Source organism: Macrococcus capreoli, assembly GCF_025628935.1.
GTDB classification, from domain to species: domain Bacteria; phylum Bacillota; class Bacilli; order Staphylococcales; family Staphylococcaceae; genus Macrococcoides; species Macrococcoides capreoli.
Genome location: NZ_JAOTIS010000006.1, coordinates 60,358 through 77,382 on the forward strand (window position 1 = coordinate 60,358; position 17,025 = coordinate 77,382).

General features: G+C 33.6%; 24 protein-coding genes and 2 tRNA genes. 13 read left to right on the top strand and 13 right to left on the bottom strand.

Features of this window, described 5'->3' with window-relative positions:
* Nucleotides 1–7 precede the first annotated feature (7 nt).
* Nucleotides 8–298 carry a hypothetical protein gene (locus tag OCL94_RS05935; protein ID WP_262995552.1) on the top strand — a complete coding sequence of 97 codons (291 nt, stop codon included), beginning with the start codon at nucleotides 8–10 and terminating at the stop codon, nucleotides 296–298.
* On the opposite strand, the gene OCL94_RS05940 is transcribed toward OCL94_RS05935, so the two are convergent.
* Nucleotides 299–538, bottom strand: a complete 240-nt coding sequence (locus OCL94_RS05940; protein WP_262995554.1) for a hypothetical protein — start codon at nucleotides 536–538, stop codon at nucleotides 299–301.
* A 69-nt stretch (nucleotides 539–607) separates the two neighbouring features.
* On the opposite strand from OCL94_RS05940, the gene OCL94_RS05945 reads away from it, so the two are divergent.
* On the top strand, nucleotides 608–841 hold the full coding sequence (locus OCL94_RS05945; RefSeq protein ID WP_262995556.1) for a hypothetical protein: 234 nt from the start codon (nucleotides 608–610) through the stop codon (nucleotides 839–841).
* Between the two features lie 203 nt (nucleotides 842–1,044).
* On the opposite strand, the gene OCL94_RS05950 is transcribed toward OCL94_RS05945, so the two are convergent.
* The 3 genes from OCL94_RS05950 to OCL94_RS05960 form a co-directional block, all read right to left on the bottom strand.
* The gene (locus OCL94_RS05950) at nucleotides 1,045–1,233 is read right to left on the bottom strand and encodes a hypothetical protein (RefSeq protein ID WP_262995558.1); all 189 of its coding nucleotides are present in this window, start codon (nucleotides 1,231–1,233) and stop codon (nucleotides 1,045–1,047) included.
* Between the two features lie 175 nt (nucleotides 1,234–1,408).
* Nucleotides 1,409–1,615 (bottom strand): hypothetical protein, encoded by a 207-nt coding sequence (locus OCL94_RS05955; protein ID WP_262995560.1) that lies wholly within the window; start codon nucleotides 1,613–1,615, stop codon nucleotides 1,409–1,411.
* 48 nt (nucleotides 1,616–1,663) lie between these two features.
* Nucleotides 1,664–1,864, bottom strand: coding sequence for a helix-turn-helix transcriptional regulator (locus OCL94_RS05960; protein WP_411268480.1), 201 nt, complete (start codon nucleotides 1,862–1,864; stop codon nucleotides 1,664–1,666).
* Nucleotides 1,865–2,020: 156 nt separating this feature from the next.
* Here OCL94_RS05960 and OCL94_RS13290 point away from each other — a divergent pair, with 156 nt between their 5' ends.
* The 4 genes from OCL94_RS13290 (at nucleotide 2,021) to OCL94_RS05980 (ending at nucleotide 4,694) form a co-directional block, all read left to right on the top strand.
* Entirely contained in the window at nucleotides 2,021–2,425 is a 405-nt protein-coding gene (locus OCL94_RS13290) for a helix-turn-helix domain-containing protein (RefSeq protein WP_262995562.1), read from the top strand.
* Nucleotides 2,426–2,437: 12 nt separating this feature from the next.
* Nucleotides 2,438–2,869: an ImmA/IrrE family metallo-endopeptidase gene (locus OCL94_RS05970; protein ID WP_262995564.1), complete on the top strand. Its 432-nt coding sequence runs from the start codon at nucleotides 2,438–2,440 to the stop codon at nucleotides 2,867–2,869.
* Nucleotides 2,866–3,567, top strand: coding sequence for a hypothetical protein (locus tag OCL94_RS05975; RefSeq protein WP_262995566.1), 702 nt, complete (start codon nucleotides 2,866–2,868; stop codon nucleotides 3,565–3,567). The genes OCL94_RS05970 and OCL94_RS05975 overlap by 4 nt, the downstream gene beginning before the upstream one ends.
* 83 nt (nucleotides 3,568–3,650) lie before the next feature.
* Entirely contained in the window at nucleotides 3,651–4,694 is a 1,044-nt protein-coding gene (locus OCL94_RS05980) for a tyrosine-type recombinase/integrase (protein ID WP_262995568.1), read from the top strand.
* 52 nt (nucleotides 4,695–4,746) lie between these two features.
* On the opposite strand, the gene OCL94_RS05985 is transcribed toward OCL94_RS05980, so the two are convergent.
* The 3 genes from OCL94_RS05985 to OCL94_RS05995 all read right to left on the bottom strand — a co-directional run bounded on the left by OCL94_RS05985 (nucleotide 4,747) and on the right by OCL94_RS05995 (nucleotide 5,548).
* Nucleotides 4,747–4,835, bottom strand: a tRNA-Ser gene (locus OCL94_RS05985).
* Between the two features lies 1 nt (nucleotide 4,836).
* A tRNA-Asn gene (locus tag OCL94_RS05990) sits at nucleotides 4,837–4,911 on the bottom strand.
* A 79-nt stretch (nucleotides 4,912–4,990) separates the two neighbouring features.
* Nucleotides 4,991–5,548, bottom strand: a complete 558-nt coding sequence (locus OCL94_RS05995) for a competence protein ComK (protein WP_262995569.1) — start codon at nucleotides 5,546–5,548, stop codon at nucleotides 4,991–4,993.
* Between the two features lie 254 nt (nucleotides 5,549–5,802).
* On the opposite strand from OCL94_RS05995, the gene OCL94_RS06000 reads away from it, so the two are divergent.
* Nucleotides 5,803–6,012 (top strand): IDEAL domain-containing protein, encoded by a 210-nt coding sequence (locus OCL94_RS06000; RefSeq protein ID WP_262995570.1) that lies wholly within the window; start codon nucleotides 5,803–5,805, stop codon nucleotides 6,010–6,012.
* A gap of 67 nt (nucleotides 6,013–6,079) precedes the next feature.
* On the opposite strand, the gene OCL94_RS06005 is transcribed toward OCL94_RS06000, so the two are convergent.
* Genes OCL94_RS06005 through hemE form a run of 4 tightly spaced genes read right to left on the bottom strand, consistent with a single transcriptional unit; the run spans nucleotide 6,080 to nucleotide 10,480 of the window.
* Nucleotides 6,080–7,066: a lipoate--protein ligase gene (locus OCL94_RS06005; RefSeq protein WP_262995574.1), complete on the bottom strand. Its 987-nt coding sequence runs from the start codon at nucleotides 7,064–7,066 to the stop codon at nucleotides 6,080–6,082.
* 41 nt (nucleotides 7,067–7,107) lie between these two features.
* Complete coding sequence (hemY, locus tag OCL94_RS06010) at nucleotides 7,108–8,484, bottom strand: protoporphyrinogen oxidase (protein WP_262995576.1); 1,377 nt, start codon at nucleotides 8,482–8,484, stop codon at nucleotides 7,108–7,110.
* Between the two features lie 17 nt (nucleotides 8,485–8,501).
* Nucleotides 8,502–9,425, bottom strand: a complete 924-nt coding sequence (gene hemH, locus OCL94_RS06015; protein WP_262995578.1) for a ferrochelatase — start codon at nucleotides 9,423–9,425, stop codon at nucleotides 8,502–8,504.
* Nucleotides 9,426–9,439: 14 nt separating this feature from the next.
* Nucleotides 9,440–10,480: a uroporphyrinogen decarboxylase gene (hemE, locus tag OCL94_RS06020; RefSeq protein WP_262995580.1), complete on the bottom strand. Its 1,041-nt coding sequence runs from the start codon at nucleotides 10,478–10,480 to the stop codon at nucleotides 9,440–9,442.
* 287 nt (nucleotides 10,481–10,767) lie between these two features.
* On the opposite strand from hemE, the gene OCL94_RS06025 reads away from it, so the two are divergent.
* A complete protein-coding gene (locus OCL94_RS06025; protein ID WP_262995582.1) occupies nucleotides 10,768–11,274 on the top strand; it encodes a hypothetical protein in 507 nt (168 codons plus the stop codon).
* Nucleotides 11,275–11,659: 385 nt separating this feature from the next.
* Here the strand turns inward: OCL94_RS06025 and OCL94_RS06030 are convergent, their stop codons facing one another.
* Both OCL94_RS06030 and OCL94_RS06035 read right to left on the bottom strand, forming a co-directional pair.
* Nucleotides 11,660–12,877 (bottom strand): ABC transporter permease, encoded by a 1,218-nt coding sequence (locus OCL94_RS06030; protein WP_262995584.1) that lies wholly within the window; start codon nucleotides 12,875–12,877, stop codon nucleotides 11,660–11,662.
* Complete coding sequence (locus OCL94_RS06035) at nucleotides 12,870–13,604, bottom strand: ABC transporter ATP-binding protein (protein WP_317618546.1); 735 nt, start codon at nucleotides 13,602–13,604, stop codon at nucleotides 12,870–12,872. Before OCL94_RS06035 ends, OCL94_RS06030 begins: the two co-directional genes overlap by 8 nt.
* Nucleotides 13,605–13,766: 162 nt before the next feature.
* Between OCL94_RS06035 and OCL94_RS06040 the strand changes: the two genes are divergently transcribed.
* From OCL94_RS06040 to OCL94_RS06055, 5 genes are all read left to right on the top strand, one after another.
* Complete coding sequence (locus OCL94_RS06040; RefSeq protein ID WP_262995588.1) at nucleotides 13,767–14,192, top strand: HIT family protein; 426 nt, start codon at nucleotides 13,767–13,769, stop codon at nucleotides 14,190–14,192.
* Nucleotides 14,193–14,251: 59 nt separating this feature from the next.
* The gene (locus tag OCL94_RS06045; RefSeq protein ID WP_262995590.1) at nucleotides 14,252–14,608 is read left to right on the top strand and encodes a YtxH domain-containing protein; all 357 of its coding nucleotides are present in this window, start codon (nucleotides 14,252–14,254) and stop codon (nucleotides 14,606–14,608) included.
* A gap of 210 nt (nucleotides 14,609–14,818) precedes the next feature.
* Nucleotides 14,819–15,364 (top strand): HTH-type transcriptional regulator Hpr, encoded by a 546-nt coding sequence (locus OCL94_RS06050; protein ID WP_262995592.1) that lies wholly within the window; start codon nucleotides 14,819–14,821, stop codon nucleotides 15,362–15,364.
* A 33-nt stretch (nucleotides 15,365–15,397) separates the two neighbouring features.
* The gene (locus OCL94_RS13295; protein WP_411268481.1) at nucleotides 15,398–15,973 is read left to right on the top strand and encodes a DUF3267 domain-containing protein; all 576 of its coding nucleotides are present in this window, start codon (nucleotides 15,398–15,400) and stop codon (nucleotides 15,971–15,973) included.
* Between the two features lie 65 nt (nucleotides 15,974–16,038).
* Nucleotides 16,039–16,953, top strand: coding sequence for a peptidylprolyl isomerase (locus tag OCL94_RS06055; protein ID WP_262995595.1), 915 nt, complete (start codon nucleotides 16,039–16,041; stop codon nucleotides 16,951–16,953).
* The last annotated feature ends 72 nt before the right edge of the window (nucleotides 16,954–17,025 follow it).

Here is a 17,025-nt window from a genome sequence, read left to right on the forward strand (position 1 = left end):
TGAGAAAATGTTATTAATGGACAAGCTTAAATTTAAATATGTTTTAGAAGCAACTGAACCAAACTCTACTAAGGAAAGAAAAATAGAAACACCATGGCTTGAAGAAAACGAATATTTGAAAAAACAAATTAATCATTCAATTATTATTGATGAACCACATTTAAAAATCACAGAACAAATTCATCCAAATGGTTTCCATTTACTTACGATAGTAGAGCCTGGTAAAATCACTGATTTTACTAATTGGGAGCTAGATTATATTGAAAAAACAAACACATATCTCCCTAGAGTGCAGTAATCATTTTTTTAGAACTGAATGACTCATCATTAAATCACCATTTTTATCGTGCATTTGTTGATGAGCACCATATTTATTTACAGTTGATGTAATACCTGCTGATCTATAGCTGTTGTATTCAAGATCGGTTACTTTAGATTGAAGTTTAAGTAAATCATTAGTTAGGCTTTTTACTTTCTTAATTTCTTTCAACAAGATCCAAGTAATAAGAATTAACTTTATTGTTTTTAAGTTTGACACTATATTTTCTCCTTTATTAATTTGCTATAATTTTCTTAATCTTATTTAAGAAAGGTGGTGAATTCGAAAATGAAATTACAATATAAAGTGATTAATCATGATGGTATTAGTAAATCTTCAAAATTCGCTAATGATCCAGGTGAATGTGTTCATCATTCGATGAACATCGAAGGATTGAGTCAAAACATATATACTTTCAAAGATGGAACAATGATAGTAGAATTAGTTTTCAATGGCGAACAAGCGATTTACTGTGACAAACCAATTTCAATCGAAGGTGACAAACTAGTTATTCAAAATTAATCTTTTTACCGATTATTATTGGATCACTTTGCCAAACTCTATTTCTTTTTTTAGCTCTCTTAATCTCTACCGCCAAGTTGAAGATTGAGAGGGCTAAATTTATATACTTAATCATTCCTACATTCACCTCCTTGTGATACAATAGATGTATCAAATATTTTTAATTCGCTTATGCCGCTTCTATTCGTTTAGAAGTGGTTTTTTTATTTGATAAAATATTCAATGTAATACTTTTCTGTCTCATCGTTGTAATATGAGTCAACATATATAAACCTTTTATCATTTTTGATTTTTTGAACTTCAGACATCCAAACTAACTCTTCATACCATTCAAATGAATCGATTTGAATTTTCTTTTCTGGCTTGATTAATTTAATTATTTCTTTTAACATACATTTCTCTCCTGATAATTTTTATAGCAGTACAACATTCCCCAGCCAATCCAGCATGAAAGGATACCGAATAAAGTTGAACAACCTTCATTCATATTCAAAATAATTGCAGTAACTATTGAAAACGCTAAAGATATAATTGGCATTAGAAACCAAAGGATCATCAATATAAATTTCATAGCTCCGTCTCCTTTTTTAATATGTTTTTCTCAATATAATCAATCGCTGGTTGTACTTTGATATATCGTTTTCTACCAGGGCCAAATCGATAAATGTATTGTTGAAACCCTTCGTCTTTGTAAACCTCATCCCTGAGGTCAGCAAATGAAATACCGCTCACCTCAGGAAATTTGTGTTTAGCATCTGCAAAACCGTTATACATGCAATCACCTCCAAAAGTTATAAAAAGTTATAACTACTTCAAAAAAATTTATATTTTTATGTTGTCGATTTCAATATCATACAACTTTGCCATTGCATAAACCACAACATTACTAAGTTCTGTAGTTGGTTTTTCCCATTGAATTACTGTCTTTTTTGTTATACCTAGCTTATCAGCAACATCTTTTTGGGTCATACCTTTAATTTGCCTCCAGTTTTTTATAGGTAATTGCTGTAATTCCTTAGCCACTTACAACACCTCTCCTTCTCATATAACTTTAAATAACTTTAAGAGATATGTCAACACTTTTAGTTATAAAAAGTGAAATAAAGTTATATAAAGTGTTGAACATCCTTGTAACTTATGGTAACTTTAAATTACTAAATGTAATGAAGGAGAATTGTAATGGAATCTGTAAGCGTTAGAAAAACTTTGTCCGCTAACTTACAAAAACTAATGCAGCAAAAGAATATTGATCAAAAAGAATTAGCGGAAGCATTAAATGTATCTCAACCAACTGTTTCTAATTGGATTAATCAAACCAAATATCCACGTATAAAACGAATTCAAGAAATTGCAGATTATTTTAATGTGCCTAAAAGCAAGGTTATCGAACCTTGGGATTCTATAACAAAAAACAATAATTCATTAGACATTGTTAAAAATTTAGAAGAAAAAGGTATAATTATAAACTTTTCTGATTATGATGGATTTGAAAAGTTATCAGATGAAGAAAAAATAGAGTTTCAAAAAAGAATAGAGGAAGCGGTTCAATTTGAACTTTTCAAAAGAAACAATAAGCACCAGTAAGGGGTAATTACATTGTGGATTGAGGATTTATACTATGATCACGGCATTAAAAACATTGATGATTTAACTATCGATAATGTTGCTGAAGCTTTTAATATATCTTTGTTTAAAAACTGGTCAGCAGACGTTCGAATACAATCTAATGATGTAGATATAATTATGTTAAGACAAACAAATATATTTCAAATGACAGAATCATTTTTTCATGAATTTGCTCACGTTTTATGTCATGGTCACACACATTTAAACGAAAGCTATAGAAAATATTGTGAAGGTCAAGCTAACAAACTTATGTACGAATTAGCTATACCGAAATTCATGATTAGAGAAGAACATTCAGACTATAAAGTTATGAGCAGAACATTTAAGGTGTCAGAGAAATTTGCTTTAAAACGTATAGAACAATTAAAAAATAATATAAATATTAAGGAGAAATCAAAATGAAAACAAAAACACTTTTATCAGGATTAGCAATATCTACATTACTTTTAACTGCTTGTAATAACGAAGCTCCAAAAAAAGAGGAGACAAAAAAAGTAGAATCTAAAAAAGAAGATAAGTCAAAAGAAGCTAAAGATAAAATTAAGAAACAAAAAGAAAAAGTTACAACAGAGGCACCTACTACAGAAGCGCCAACAACTGAAGTACCTACAACCGAAAAACCAACTACAGAAGCAGCAACTACACAACAAGCTCAAAATATTAATATTAATAACATTACTGATCGCGCTACGCTTGAAGCGGTCGTTTATGGTAATTACTCTGAAATGGATAAAATTACTGCGTATAAAAGCGCTGTAGCAAATGGTGTCATTCCTCAAGGTAACGTAATGGAAGGTCCCGCTTCTAAAGCATATGAAAGTTCGTTACGCGTTGAGTCTGGTCAAGAAAAATCTATGTATACAACAAATCCTAATCCAGGCAATAAGAATTATGACCATTTATATAATTCAAGCAATGCTACAGATAACATTGACCCTAATTATTCGCCGGATAACGCAAATAAAAGCGCACAAGGTGGTTTAACATCTGGAGAGATACAAACTAAGTATGCTATTGAACAAGGCTATTACGATGGCCCTAATGCTCAAGAAGTATATAATGCGATAGTCGCAAAAGAGCAAGCACTTCAAAATAAATAAAAGAGTAAAACAAAAAGGCTTAACCGCCTTTTTGTTTTAACCATCAAAAGAACATACGTTCTATTTGAAAGGAGGTGAAAATAATGGCTACTTACACAGTATACAAAAGAGAAAATAAAAATGGATTTTCGTGGCAGTATGATATAAAAGACAAGTCATTCAAAAATGGTAAAAAGCGAAAAGCTGGATTTAAAACTAAAGGTGAGGCTGTTCATGCAGCACAAAAGATTATTGAAGAATTAAATGCTGGTAATTATGTTGAGGACAAATATTTCAAAGATTATTACAATACGTGGCTTGATATTAATAACAAAAGCAAACTATCTAAGAAACAATTTTATTGGTTTGAACGTGCATTAACTTTATTTTTAGAGCATTTCGGTGATGACATGCTTGTAAAAAATATCACACGTTCAGAATATCAAAGGTTTATTAATAACTATGCTGATGGTAGAACTACTGAAACAGTCAGAAAAGTACACGATTGCTTGAAGGCATGCATTAAGGACGCTCTATATGATGGACACTTGAAAAAAGACCCGACATATAAAATAAATATAAAGGGTACAGTAGCAGCAAAGAAAGAAGAAGCTAAATTTATGACAATAGAGCAATATATTAGTCTCATGGAGTACTTTAAATCAAAAAGCGAATTAAGTTATATAGCTCTTTACATTTTAGCGATAACCGGCGCTCGTTTTTCAGAGGTAAACAGAATGACCACAAAAGATATTGATTATATAAATAATATCATACACATTCCAGGAACTAAAACAGTGAATGCAGATAGATATGTAGAAGTATCTAAGAAAGACATTATTACGATAAATAAGAGACTCTCACAGCACCCTTTAAGAATTGATGGTAAATTGTTCGGAATATCTCATAACGCCTTAAAAAACGCTTTTGAGCGTTCTAAACAAGCATGTGATATTAAAGATGAATTTACACCATATGCACTTCGCCATACTCATGCATCTTACTTAATAAGCAAACAAATTCCGATCGAATATATAAGTAAGCGCTTGGGTCACGCAAATATTAATATTACATTAACAGTATACACACATTTATTAGATGAACATAAAAAAGAACAAGGTCAAAGAGTGCGAGAAATTTTTTCTTGACACGTATTTGACACTTGCTCTTTAAAAACGTTGATTTATCAACGATTACTAGCGGAGATGGAGAGATTCGAACTCTCGCGCCGGTTACCCGACCTACACCCTTAGCAGGGGCGCCTCTTCAGCCAACTTGAGTACATCTCCATGGCTCCACAGGTAGGACTCGAACCTACGACCGATCGGTTAACAGCCGATAGCTCTACCACTGAGCTACTGTGGAATAATTTCAATCAACAAATACTATTATATCAATTGAAACAGATTGGTCAATAGTTTTAGTAAATATTTTTATAGAACATTTACACCTTTTTCTCTAATAATGCATACATTGCTAACATTTCGAATAAATTTGCTCTGCATTTATCAAATTGCACCGTTTCTGTTGTATACATATCTTTCTTTAACGCTTTCGCACGGACACAATATTCTAATTTAATCCCATGCAAATATTGTGTATTAAATGTATACGATGTCACTGGAAACGAAACATTGGACTGATCATCGAATTCCACAATCGTGTCATAATGATTTCCTGCATGAAATCGATTCACATAATGGACATTTACCCATGCTTGATCGTTACTGCGATCACTATGTGTCGGGAAGAAATATGTTTGTGTGCCCGGCTGTATAATAATTGGCGGTTTCGTATGTATATCTGCAATAATCTTTGTTGATGCACGTCTCGATTTATATGAAGCATGGTAAAAGAATAATGAGTCTTCAATCACATGCAATGGTTTCTTCTTATAAAGGATTGGCGTCGCGCCATATTCTCCAATTTCGGAATAAACGATTCTACTTTCACGATATGATTTAATATACATTGTTTTCTCATTAATGATATACTTTTCCATAACTTCTCCTTCCTTTATCGCCGTGTTAACACTATTATATACGATTTAAATTAACATTTGTTAACTTCAATTAAATTTTAACATAGTTTATAATTCTAAATTTTATGTTTACAAAGTTAAACATTTGGTTAAATATAATTAACCAAACATAAAAAAGTTAATTAATATAATTTTCTGAATACTATTGCAATTTAGAATTGTATATAATATACTCATTTTAATAAATTTAATCATTATCCAAGGAGGTACACCCCATGAACTATAACCAACAAACTAAATTAAACGGCCTGGAAACATTCGTATCGAATTTAAACAACTTATATATCGAACTGATTATTGATGAAGCAGTAAAATCTCACAAAAAACTGACACTCCAGAATCAAATCGACACTGCTTTACTTAACCGTGATGAACAAGCTTTCATTCAGCATACGAATGCGTTAAAAGCGCTGGAGGAAATTTAAAGTGAAATACACAATATAAAAGCGCCAATCCGGAATATATATCCCAAATTGGCGCTTAATTTATAAGTTATTTCGCAACTAAACTTAAAAATTCTTCCTCTGTCACTCTGCCAAAATAATGTGCAAAATCAATTGTTTCAAGCGCTCTTTTTACAGCGTCTTGAGAATGCGGCAACCCTATTAACATTTGTTCAACTTCTGTTACTTCACCAACACCAAAGAAGTCACCATAGATTTTCACATCTTCCATTAATCCTTTTGTTACATTGATTTTAAGCTCTAACATTCCACCAGGGAACTTCTGTTTCACTTCATAATTATATTTCGGATTCTTTCCGTAATTCCATTCAAAATTACGATATTTTTCACGACTAATCTGTTCGATCTTAGCCCAATCATCGGCCTGTAATTCATACGTTTCAATCTCACCTTTAAAGATGGATTGTAATAACGTTTGTTTAAATACTTCCATCGTCATCGGTTTATCAAGAAATTCCTGAATGTTAGCTACTCTTGAACGAATAGATTTAATACCTTTTGTAATCAATTTCTTTTCATTAACCGTTAAACTTTTTACGACTTCATCAATATCGCTATTTAGCATCAACGTACCGTGTGAGAACATGCGGTCTCCGGACTGAAACATCGCATTACCAGATATTTTACGTTCTCCGACCTGCAAGTCATTTCGACCTGTCATTTCTGCTTTCACACCGAGTTGATTTAATGCTTCAACGATTGGTGTCGTGAACTTTTTAAAGTTATGAAAACTATCATCATCCGCTTTAGTCACAAAGCTAAAATTTAAATTGCCTAAATCATGATATACAGCGCCTCCACCTGAAATGCGGCGCACAACATGAATATTCTGCTCATCCACGTAAGATTGATTAATTTCAGCAAATGTATTTTGGTTTTTCCCTATAATAATGGATGGCTCGTTCACATAGAATAGAAAGTACGAATCATCTTTCGGTAAATGCTTCAATACGTATTCTTCCATCGCTAAGTTAATTGTAGGATCAGTAATATTATTATTATGAATAAATTTCATAACATCCTCCTAATATGTCTTCTCTTCTGTTCATCGAAACGCTATTCATGCGCTAACTGCAATGCTGCACGTTGTCCTTGTGAAACACAATCCGGAAGCCCTACCGCTTCAAATGACGCCCCTGTCATGACAAGACCTGGGTATTGCTGTTTAATGTAATGTTGAATCGCGCGAATGCGATCGATATGCCCTACTTCGTATTGTGGCATGCTATGCATTAATTTCGTTACAATTGTGAATTCAGGCTCACCTTTAATCTCCATCATCTTATCTAAATCACGTCTGGCAAGCTTAACGATAGCTTCATCATCGTTGTCTTTAACGACGTCACTACCCGGTCTCCCTACATATGCACGTAATAATGTCTTGCCTGGCGGTGTTGTGTGTGACCATTTCTTATCCGTCCATGTACATGCCGTAATAACCGTATCCGAATTCTTCGCAATGACAAATCCTGTACCGTCCTCTTTATTATTAACCTGACTATCATCAAATGCCATAACAACCGTTGCCACACTTGTAGCTGCCATCTCATCGAAATATTGTAATGGTGCATCATTAAACCATGCTCTGAATACAGTATGCGGCACAGTAATAATAACTTTATCGTAAAACACTTGTTCACCATTCACCGTAATCATATAACCATTGTCACGCTTTTCAATTGCCTGCACTGGATGATGATATTTAATGTTCACTGCTTTAGATTCTAAGTTTTGAACTAAAGCATTAATAAAACTCATTAAACCGTTCTTAAATTGTCTAAATTGCCCTTGTACCGGTCCGACACGTTTCGGCATTTTCTTCTTATTTGCACGCATTCCTTTAATAAGACTACCGTGTTGTTCTTCAGTGGCTTTGAAATCTGGAAACGTTGATTTCAAGCTTAATTTATCGATATCCGCACCATATATTCCTGATAATAGCGGTTCAATTAAATTCTCTAACGTCTCATTACCTAAACGACGTCTAAAAAATGCGCCAACAGAAACATCCGGGTTCATTGGTTTCGGTTTAATAAAATAATCCATCCCTGCACGTAATTTACCGAATGGTGAAATTAAACGCGTTGCTATAAATGGCTTCATTTCAGTAGGAATGCCTAAAATTGAACCGCCAGGTATAGGATATAATTTATTTTTAGCATAAATATAAGATTGACCGGTATTGTTGATGACAATTTCATCTTTTAAACCGATCGCTTCTGCAAGCTCAGTCATGATCTTCTTTCTACCTAAATATGATTCTGGTCCAAGTTCAATCGTATAGCCGTCTTGTTGATAAGTCTGAATCTTACCACCTGGCACACCACTTGCTTCTAATACATCAATTGCAATCGATGCATCTTCTTCTTTTAAATAATATGCTGCCGATAAACCCGTGATGCCTGCGCCTATAATTGCACATTTCTTCGTCATAACAAAACATCTCTTTTCTATTGATTTAATACATTTTGAATTTCTTCTACCATTGCGCCAATAAAGCGTTCATCTGTATTAGGCATAGCCGGACGATAATATTTCACGCCTAATGCATCACACACCGCTTTACATTCGTAATCATTATCATATAGTACTTCTAAATGTTCACAGACAAATCCAACAGGTGTATAAATAAAGTGTTCATACTGTTCTTCTTCATATAAACGACGTGTTAAATCCTGCACATCTGGTCCTAACCATGGATCGGGTGTATTACCTTCTGACTGCCAGCCTGTTTCAACATTTAATATTTTCGAACGATCCATAATCATCGTCGCAGTATCTTCAAGCTGTTCAGGGTATGGATCGCCTGATGCTTTAATCTTCTCCGGTAAACTATGAGCGCTTACGATGAGTACCGTCTTGTCCCATTCTGCTTCTGGAATTGTCGCAAGTGTGTGATCTACTTGATCTGTCCAGAAATCAATGAATTTATCTTGATTATAGAATGATTCTACGTGTTTTAATTGAATATCGTATTTGCTCGCTTCTTCAGCTGCACGTTTATTGTAACTACCCACTGAGAAGTTAGAGTAATGCGGTGCTAATACAATCGTTACCGCTTCTGTAATACCGTCATTGTGCATCGCTTCAACAGCATCTTCAATAAATGGTGCGATATGTTTCAAACCGATATATAGCTTATAGTCTTCACCTGTCGCTTTGTTTAATGCAGCAACTAAAGCCTCAGCTTGACGTTCAGTTGTACCTGCTAATGGAGAAATACCACCAATCGCTTTGTAACGGTCTTTTAAATCTTGTAAACTTTCTTCTGTTGGCTTTCTACCGTGGCGAATATGTGTATAATATGGTTCAATATCTTCTTCTTTGTAAGGCGTACCATACGCCATAACTAGTAATCCCTTTTTACTCATCATTGTTCCCCCAATGGTTATGCTTTATATTTTGCTGAATAATCGTGAACGAATGCACTTACGCGACGTAATGTATCTGGATTCACTTCCGGGAATACCCCGTGCCCTAAGTTAAAGATATAGCTATCTGACTGTAATCCTTGATCAAGAATGCGAATTAAATGTGATTCAATGACTTCCCAAGGTGCAAGTAGAATCGCCGGGTCTAAGTTCCCCATCAACGTCTTCGTAATTCCTTTTGCACGTGCTTCTTCAATTTGTAAACGCCAGTCTAAACCTAAGACGTCTACTGGTAAAGCGTTCCACTCCTCGATTAAGTGACTTGCGCCAACACCGAAAGTAATAACCGGAACATTTTTCTCTTTAATACCGGCGAAAATACGATGCATATGTGGTGCTATAAACGTTCTGTAGTCTTCTTTATTTAACGCACCTACCCATGAATCAAAGACTTGAATCATCTTACAACCCGCATCTATTTGAGCGTGTGTATACGTAATACACATATCAGCTAATTTCTCCATTAACATATGCCATGCTTCAGGTTGCTCATACATCATCGCTTTCGTCTTGTTATAATTTTTAGAAGGACCGCCTTCAATCATATAACTCGCTAAAGTGAATGGTGCACCCGTAAACCCGATTAATGGGACATTTAATTGTTCTTGTGTTAATAATTTAATCGTATCTAAAATGTATGGTACGTCTTGTTCTGGATTAATTTCACCGAGACGTGAAACGTCCTGCATAGAACGAATTGGATTCGCAATAACTGGACCAATGCCTGATTTAATTTCAACATCAACACCGATAGCACCAAGTGGTGACATAATGTCTTTATATAGTATTGCTGCATCTGTATTATATTGATCAACCGGTAACTTTGTTACATAAGCACAAAGTTCTGGATCGTGTGTAATTTCAAATAAACTATGCGTTTCTTTAATCTTTCTATATTCAGGTTGGCTACGACCTGCCTGGCGCATAAACCATACCGGCGTGTGAGCGGCTTTTTCCCCACGCGCTGCTTTTAAAATTGTATCATTAAATGAATTCAAACAAACTTCCCCCTATTTTACGTATATAGTCTGATTTTATCATAACGGGAAATAGAAAGTATCATAAAAAAGTAATGTCATTAAACTGACATAAATCATGTAAAATGGGTATAGTATAGAGAGAGGCTGTCTGAAATGCGTTTAGGACTGAACAAATTGGAAGCATCATCAAGAAATCGCTCTTTGATTTCGATGATGATGCTGAAATTTGACGAGGTCCTGCATTGAAGACGCCGTTTAGACGGAGAGGCTGTCTGAAATGCGTTTAAACAGAGAGGATGATAAACATGTACACATATATTACTTACGGCTCGAGCTTTTTCTTAGATAAAATTCAAAAGAAAAACACAAAACGAAACTTGTTATCATTTTACAATGCAGATAGTGCATATTTATATGAAGAAACTGAGGGTAAAACTGTATTTAGTGCTCCTCAAACTTTCATTAATGTCATAAACGATGGCACGTTAATGGAGAAACCGACGATGTTACTTTATTTCATCGTTAAAGAAGCACGTCAGGAAGTCTTTAATACTCTGCCATTACCATTAGAAAAGTTACAGACATACGACGGATATCAAGCGTTTCGTCTATTACGTCCGAAGCAAGGCGAAACTTATGTTGCAGTATTTCAATTTGATTCGATTAACTTATTAGATGACTTTAAGAAAGGTAGTTTCTTTAGAACTTACTTTTCTAAGGAAGCTTTATCACAATATCAATCAGAAGATATTATGGCGAATATTTATTATTCTAAAATGCTATATGTCGAAAAACCTGAAACACTTGATTAAGACGTATATTTCAGTTTTATATTGTTATGTTAAAAAAGAGAGATTCGAAAATATGTTCGAATTTCTCTTTTTATGAGTATATTTGATCTTGATTTCTTTGCCGGTATTTTCGATTTACCGGCAATCATTTTTATGGTTCTAGCCGTTTCCCGGATTTCTTTGCCGGTATTTTCGATTTACCGGCAATCATTTTATGTTTCCAGCTGTTTTCAGGATTTCTTTGCCGGTATTTTCGATTTACCGGCAATCATTTTATATTTCCAGCCGTTTTTCGGATTTCTTTGCCGGTATTTTCGATTTACCGGCAATCATTTTATGGTCCAAGCCGTTTTTCAGATTTCTTTGCCGGTATTTTCGATTTACCGGCAATCATCCACTTCCTGCACTAATCTTTAAGTAACCTCATTCTCTTCTCAATCTTCTCCGTAACGTTGCGCATCGTCCAGAGCATAAGTAAGAAGAACACAATCACATAATAGAAATGCATCGGATAAAACACAATATAAATACATGCAATAAGTGTTGTCGTAATCAACACAAGTTTGCGCATAAATTGTTTAAAGCCTTTTAAAACATAGCTTTCTGGTACTGGCCACACTTGCGGCCATAATTGAAAGGCTTGCTGCTTATAAAATTGCGATGTTTGCAATACAATCGCATACACGATAAATGCACCGATAATCAGTGCGATTATTTCCTGATTCACAATCCATATAACTACCGCTGCAATTAAGATTAACCGAATAATGATCCACAGTGCATCACTACTACGTAAAAAATTACGAATAAACAAAAACTCAAACATATGTTGCTGATTGTATTTTGATTTATTTTTAGGCAACAACATATCTAAAATTCTACGACGTTTAACGGTATCCTTCATCCCTTTAACATCCGTAAACATGTTAATTGTTTTATTCTGATTATGTGTCAGTCTTTCTTCATACTCAATTAATGCATGCCAGTCGATTAAACGGTGCTCACTATTGCGATGTAATAAATATATCAAACCTAATGATAATAAAATAACGGGTACGACTGATATATAAATCCCTTCCAGTGCCGTATAAATACCAGATAAACTCAGTATAAAGATCAGCACACTGATCCAATGCTGTTCAATATTTAATTTCATCATTAAGAATCGCATCCAGATGCCTAACATAACCATCACAACTGCAAATAATCCCGCTGCAACATATCCATATAAAGAAGCGTGCAACGCATTGAAATATAACGGGATAAATAACAGCGTCATCACAATCACAATGACACTTCTTATGATTGCACATCTTACCATTGCCTTCTTAAAGTACGGAGTCATATGCTGCTCAAAATTAAGTAAAAAGATATGATCTGCCGGTCTCACAAACGTACGAATATTCGTGATTACTAAAATCGCAAGTATAACTCCGATAATGAGATGATAGTTAATGGACGGTGATAAATGTTTCACCATCTGCGAATACTGCAACATCAATGCCCCAAACGCAATTGATAAAAACACCAGAAAGTGCCCATTAAAGATAAACTTACTATAATACGCAACTTCTTTCTGATTCTTCGTTAACCTTTGTTTAAAAAGTTGGCTTGCTTTATTCATGCGCATCACCCGTTGCATGAATATATATTTCATCAAGTGTTGCATTCGGCATATTAAACTGATGTCTTAAATCTGCTAAAGTCCCTTTACCAATTAACTTACCATGATGCATCAATAAGAACGCATCACAATACATTTCAGCAGTCGATAATATATGTGTACTCATTAATACGGTACGACCGGCATCTCGCGCTTTCACCATTAAATCAAGCATCGATTGAATACCAAGTGGATCGAGACCTAAGAATGGTTCATCTATGATATGTAACGCTGGTTCTGCAATAAAGGCACAAATAATCATCACCTTTTGTTTCATCCCTTTAGAGAAATGCGCCGGAAATTGCTTAAGTTTGTGTTCTAAACGAAAGACTTTCAAAATAGGCATTGCGCGCTCCATTGCAGTTTGTGCATCAATGTTATATGCCATAGCCGTCATATCAATATGTTCTTCTAACGTTAATTCATCATACAATACAGGTGATTCAGGTATATAAGAGAACTGCGCACGATATTGAAATGGATCTTTCGATAATTGATAGCCATTAATTTCAATATCACCTTCAATTGGACGTAACAATCCCAGCATGTTCTTAATCGTCGTACTCTTCCCTGCACCATTCAATCCAATTAACCCAATAATCTGGCCTGAAGCTAATTCAAAATCAATATTATGAATTACAGGTTGATTGCCATAACCCCCTGTTAAATTACTTACTTTTACAGTCACTGTCATTCTCCGTTCTTCGTCATTTTTTATTTATTGTATCAAATATGATTTACTTCGCATAATGAATTGTAATCATCACATAACTTAATTATTTCTATTCTAAAAACATATCTATTATAATAAAGAAAATATGATAATGAAAAGCACAGGAGGCGTAAAGTTATGAGTGAAACAGTATTCGGTAAAATATTAAAAGGTGAAATTCCTTCATATAAAGTTTATGAAGATGATTACACATATGCATTTCTAGATATTTCACAAGTATCTAAAGGGCATACGCTCGTTATCCCTAAAAATCCAGCAGAAGATATTCTATCAGTAAATCCAGATGATTTAGCAAAAGTCATCCAGTCTGTACAGAAAGTTGCAAAAGCTGTCGATGCAGCATTTAAACCTGCAGGCATTAACATTGTACAAAACAACCGTGCATTTGCAGATCAATCTGTCTTCCATATTCACTTCCATGTCATTCCGAGATATGAAAATGATATCGATGGTTTCGGCTACAAGTGGGAAACGCACGCTGATCAATTTGATGAAGCAGCAATGCATGCATTGAAAGATGCCATTCAATCTGAAATTAAATAAATACATGTTATGCTGATTATTGGGTATAGTAAATGTAAAGAACTTTAGGAGGATGACTTATGAAATTATCTCGCATCATGTTAGGATTTGGTGTTGGTATTGCAGCCGGCGCTGCTACAGCAATTTTAAATGCACCGAAGTCAGGAAAAGAATTACAACAAAACTTTAAATCAACAGCATATGACACGAAAGCTCAAGTGAATCAATTAAAGATTGAAGCGAATGAAGTGAAAGATGCAGTATTCAAAACGAAAGATGCTTCTCAGGAAGTGATGAAGACGATGGCAGATGAAATTAAAGATATTATCGCCCATTATAAATCTGATATTCAACCAAATATCGACAATTTAAAAGGTAATATTGAAAATATTAATAACCGTAAAACAGAAATTATGGACACATTATCTAAAAAATAACACCACGATTTATTTATATGGAGAAGATTAAATTGTATTTATCAGAATTTTTAAAAATATTTTTAAAAATTCTGATAAATACCTTGTCTACCTTCTGTATTATGGTAAAATATTATTATCCTATAGTAAAGTATGATGAAATCATCATACTTTTTTATTTTTCACTATAGTAGCAACATATTTAACGTAATATGAAAGGAAGTCATTTGTATGAAACGTGAACAAGATGTTATTGAAAAAATGCTCTTTACCCATAAAGTGAGTCAACTGAGCAAAGCACTTTGGAAAACAGTAGAAAAAGATTGGCAAAACTGGATTAAACCTTACGATTTAAATATAAATGAGCATCATATATTAATCATTATTCGCAACTTAGAGAAAGCGACAATTTCTCAAGTGAGTCAATACGGTGTAATGCACGTGTCTACTGTATTTAACTTTGCAAAGAACTTAGAGAAACGCGGTTACTTAACGATGCCAAAAAGTGAATACGATAAACGTAATACATATCTGGAACTCACTGAAAAAGGTAAAGAACTTTTATATGAAACGTATCACGGTTATATTGAAGCAGACGACCGCATTTACGAAGCAGCGAGCAAATATAATGATATTATGTTTAATTTACCTTCATTCACTGAATTAAAATATATTGTCTCAAAAATTTACGGAGATGACTTCATTAAACACCTGGATAAAAGTCATAACGACTTATTGAAGGTTTTACTTGACGAAAATGAAATGGATAATGCATAATTGCATGGTAAATTGACCGATAGGAGAATTGCCATGTATTTATGTAATAAAAATTTTAATATTCGTGCAACGTACGGATTACAACGAATTTTGCTTATTTCAGGACTCATTTCGACACTTATTTTCATCGTTAGTTTTGAAATATTTTCTAGTATTTTCGGTAAGCATTTCTCTGATCAGTATTTTTTATTATTTGTAATTGGATGCTTTGCATTATATCCGGTACATAAATGTTTGCACATGCTACCTTTCTTAAATGATTTGCATTCAATAATCATTCAGAAGACGAATAAATCTAAACTATTCCCTTTATATAATATAAGAATCAATCATCCGGTACATAAGATCATATTTAGCTTGTCGCTTATGCTACCCTTTATCATTATTACTTTCATTACTATTGCTTGTGCGATTGTAATGCCACATTACGCACATTACTTTTTATTTATTTTTTCAATGAATGCTGGCATGTCATTTATGGATTTTATTTATTTAAAATACATTGTAAATACACCTAAAGGATCATACATCGAAGAACGTAAGTATGGTTTTGAAATTTTAACAAAACATGAATTTTCAGCAAATTTTCATGAGTGTAACATACGATAAATTGTAATTGAAATAAAGATTATGATATATTAGAACAGAATTTGTAAGAGAAAAGGAGAATTATCATGACGAAATTTAAAAAAATCATGTTACCGGCAGCATTATCGGTATCAGTATTAGGTTTAACAGCTTGCGGTAATAATGGTGAAGCTTTAATCTCTTCAAAAGCAGGAGATGTTACAACTAAAAATGTAATTGATGAAATGGGTAAAAATGAAGTTGCGAATACAGCATTTCAAATTTTAATGGGTGATATTTTAAAAGATAAGTATGGTAAAGCAGTTGATGCTGATAAAGTAAAAAAATCAGTAGATGATGAAATTAAAAAATATGGTGGAGAGAAACAATTCCTTCAAATATTACAACAGCAACAACCGGGTATGACTGTTGAAAAATATAAAGAAACACGTTTAAACGAAGAATATCGTAAGAAACTGTTAGAAGAAACAGTGAAAGTTTCAGATGATGAAATTAAAAATAGCGTGAAGAAAGCATCTCATATTCTTATCGCCGTGAAATCAGATTCAAATAAAGATGGATTAAGCGATGCAGATGCTAAAGAAAAAGCGCAAAAGATTTTAGATGAAGTGAAAAAGAATAAAAAAGATTTCGCTAAAATTGCTAAAAAAGAATCAGATGATACAGGTTCAAAAGCTAATGGTGGTGCTTTAAATTATGTTGTTAAAGGACAAACCGTTGAACCATTTGAAAAAGCTTTGTTTAAATTAAAAGAAGGTGAAGTTTCTGATTTAGTTAAAACAGATTTCGGTTACCATATCATTTTAGCTGAGAAACAAGATGACTTTGATAAAGAAAAAAGCAGCTTAAAAGATAAAGTACGTCAAACGAAACTTCAAAAAGATCCAAAAATTATGGTAGATGCGTATAAAAAATTATTAAAAGATTACAACGTTGACTACAAAGATAAAGACATTAAGAAAATTATTGATGAACAAATCTTAACAGAACAAACGAAGTAAATGTAAGGAGAGGCTGTTTTCAATGCGTCCAGGACCGAACAAATTGGAAGCAACACAGAGAAATCGCTCTTT

What these genes read in the sequence shown, in the direction of transcription:
- OCL94_RS06005 (WP_262995574.1), bottom strand. Translation starts at nt 7,066, where the DNA reads ATGAAATTTATTCATAATAATAATATTACTGATCCTACAATTAACTTA.
- OCL94_RS05975 (WP_262995566.1), top strand. Translation starts at nt 2,866, where the DNA reads ATGAAAACAAAAACACTTTTATCAGGATTAGCAATATCTACATTACTT.
- OCL94_RS06045 (WP_262995590.1), top strand. Translation starts at nt 14,252, where the DNA reads ATGAAATTATCTCGCATCATGTTAGGATTTGGTGTTGGTATTGCAGCC.
- OCL94_RS06000 (WP_262995570.1), top strand. Translation starts at nt 5,803, where the DNA reads ATGAACTATAACCAACAAACTAAATTAAACGGCCTGGAAACATTCGTA.
- hemH (WP_262995578.1), bottom strand. Translation starts at nt 9,425, where the DNA reads ATGATGAGTAAAAAGGGATTACTAGTTATGGCGTATGGTACGCCTTAC.
- OCL94_RS05945 (WP_262995556.1), top strand. Translation starts at nt 608, where the DNA reads ATGAAATTACAATATAAAGTGATTAATCATGATGGTATTAGTAAATCT.
- OCL94_RS05955 (WP_262995560.1), bottom strand. Translation starts at nt 1,615, where the DNA reads ATGTATAACGGTTTTGCAGATGCTAAACACAAATTTCCTGAGGTGAGC.
- OCL94_RS05995 (WP_262995569.1), bottom strand. Translation starts at nt 5,548, where the DNA reads ATGGAAAAGTATATCATTAATGAGAAAACAATGTATATTAAATCATAT.
- OCL94_RS06055 (WP_262995595.1), top strand. Translation starts at nt 16,039, where the DNA reads ATGACGAAATTTAAAAAAATCATGTTACCGGCAGCATTATCGGTATCA.
- OCL94_RS06050 (WP_262995592.1), top strand. Translation starts at nt 14,819, where the DNA reads ATGAAACGTGAACAAGATGTTATTGAAAAAATGCTCTTTACCCATAAA.
- OCL94_RS06040 (WP_262995588.1), top strand. Translation starts at nt 13,767, where the DNA reads ATGAGTGAAACAGTATTCGGTAAAATATTAAAAGGTGAAATTCCTTCA.
- hemY (WP_262995576.1), bottom strand. Translation starts at nt 8,484, where the DNA reads ATGACGAAGAAATGTGCAATTATAGGCGCAGGCATCACGGGTTTATCG.
- OCL94_RS06030 (WP_262995584.1), bottom strand. Translation starts at nt 12,877, where the DNA reads ATGAATAAAGCAAGCCAACTTTTTAAACAAAGGTTAACGAAGAATCAG.
- OCL94_RS05950 (WP_262995558.1), bottom strand. Translation starts at nt 1,233, where the DNA reads ATGTTAAAAGAAATAATTAAATTAATCAAGCCAGAAAAGAAAATTCAA.
- OCL94_RS05935 (WP_262995552.1), top strand. Translation starts at nt 8, where the DNA reads ATGTTATTAATGGACAAGCTTAAATTTAAATATGTTTTAGAAGCAACT.
- OCL94_RS13295 (WP_411268481.1), top strand. Translation starts at nt 15,398, where the DNA reads ATGTATTTATGTAATAAAAATTTTAATATTCGTGCAACGTACGGATTA.
- OCL94_RS06025 (WP_262995582.1), top strand. Translation starts at nt 10,768, where the DNA reads ATGTACACATATATTACTTACGGCTCGAGCTTTTTCTTAGATAAAATT.
- OCL94_RS13290 (WP_262995562.1), top strand. Translation starts at nt 2,021, where the DNA reads ATGGAATCTGTAAGCGTTAGAAAAACTTTGTCCGCTAACTTACAAAAA.
- OCL94_RS05980 (WP_262995568.1), top strand. Translation starts at nt 3,651, where the DNA reads ATGGCTACTTACACAGTATACAAAAGAGAAAATAAAAATGGATTTTCG.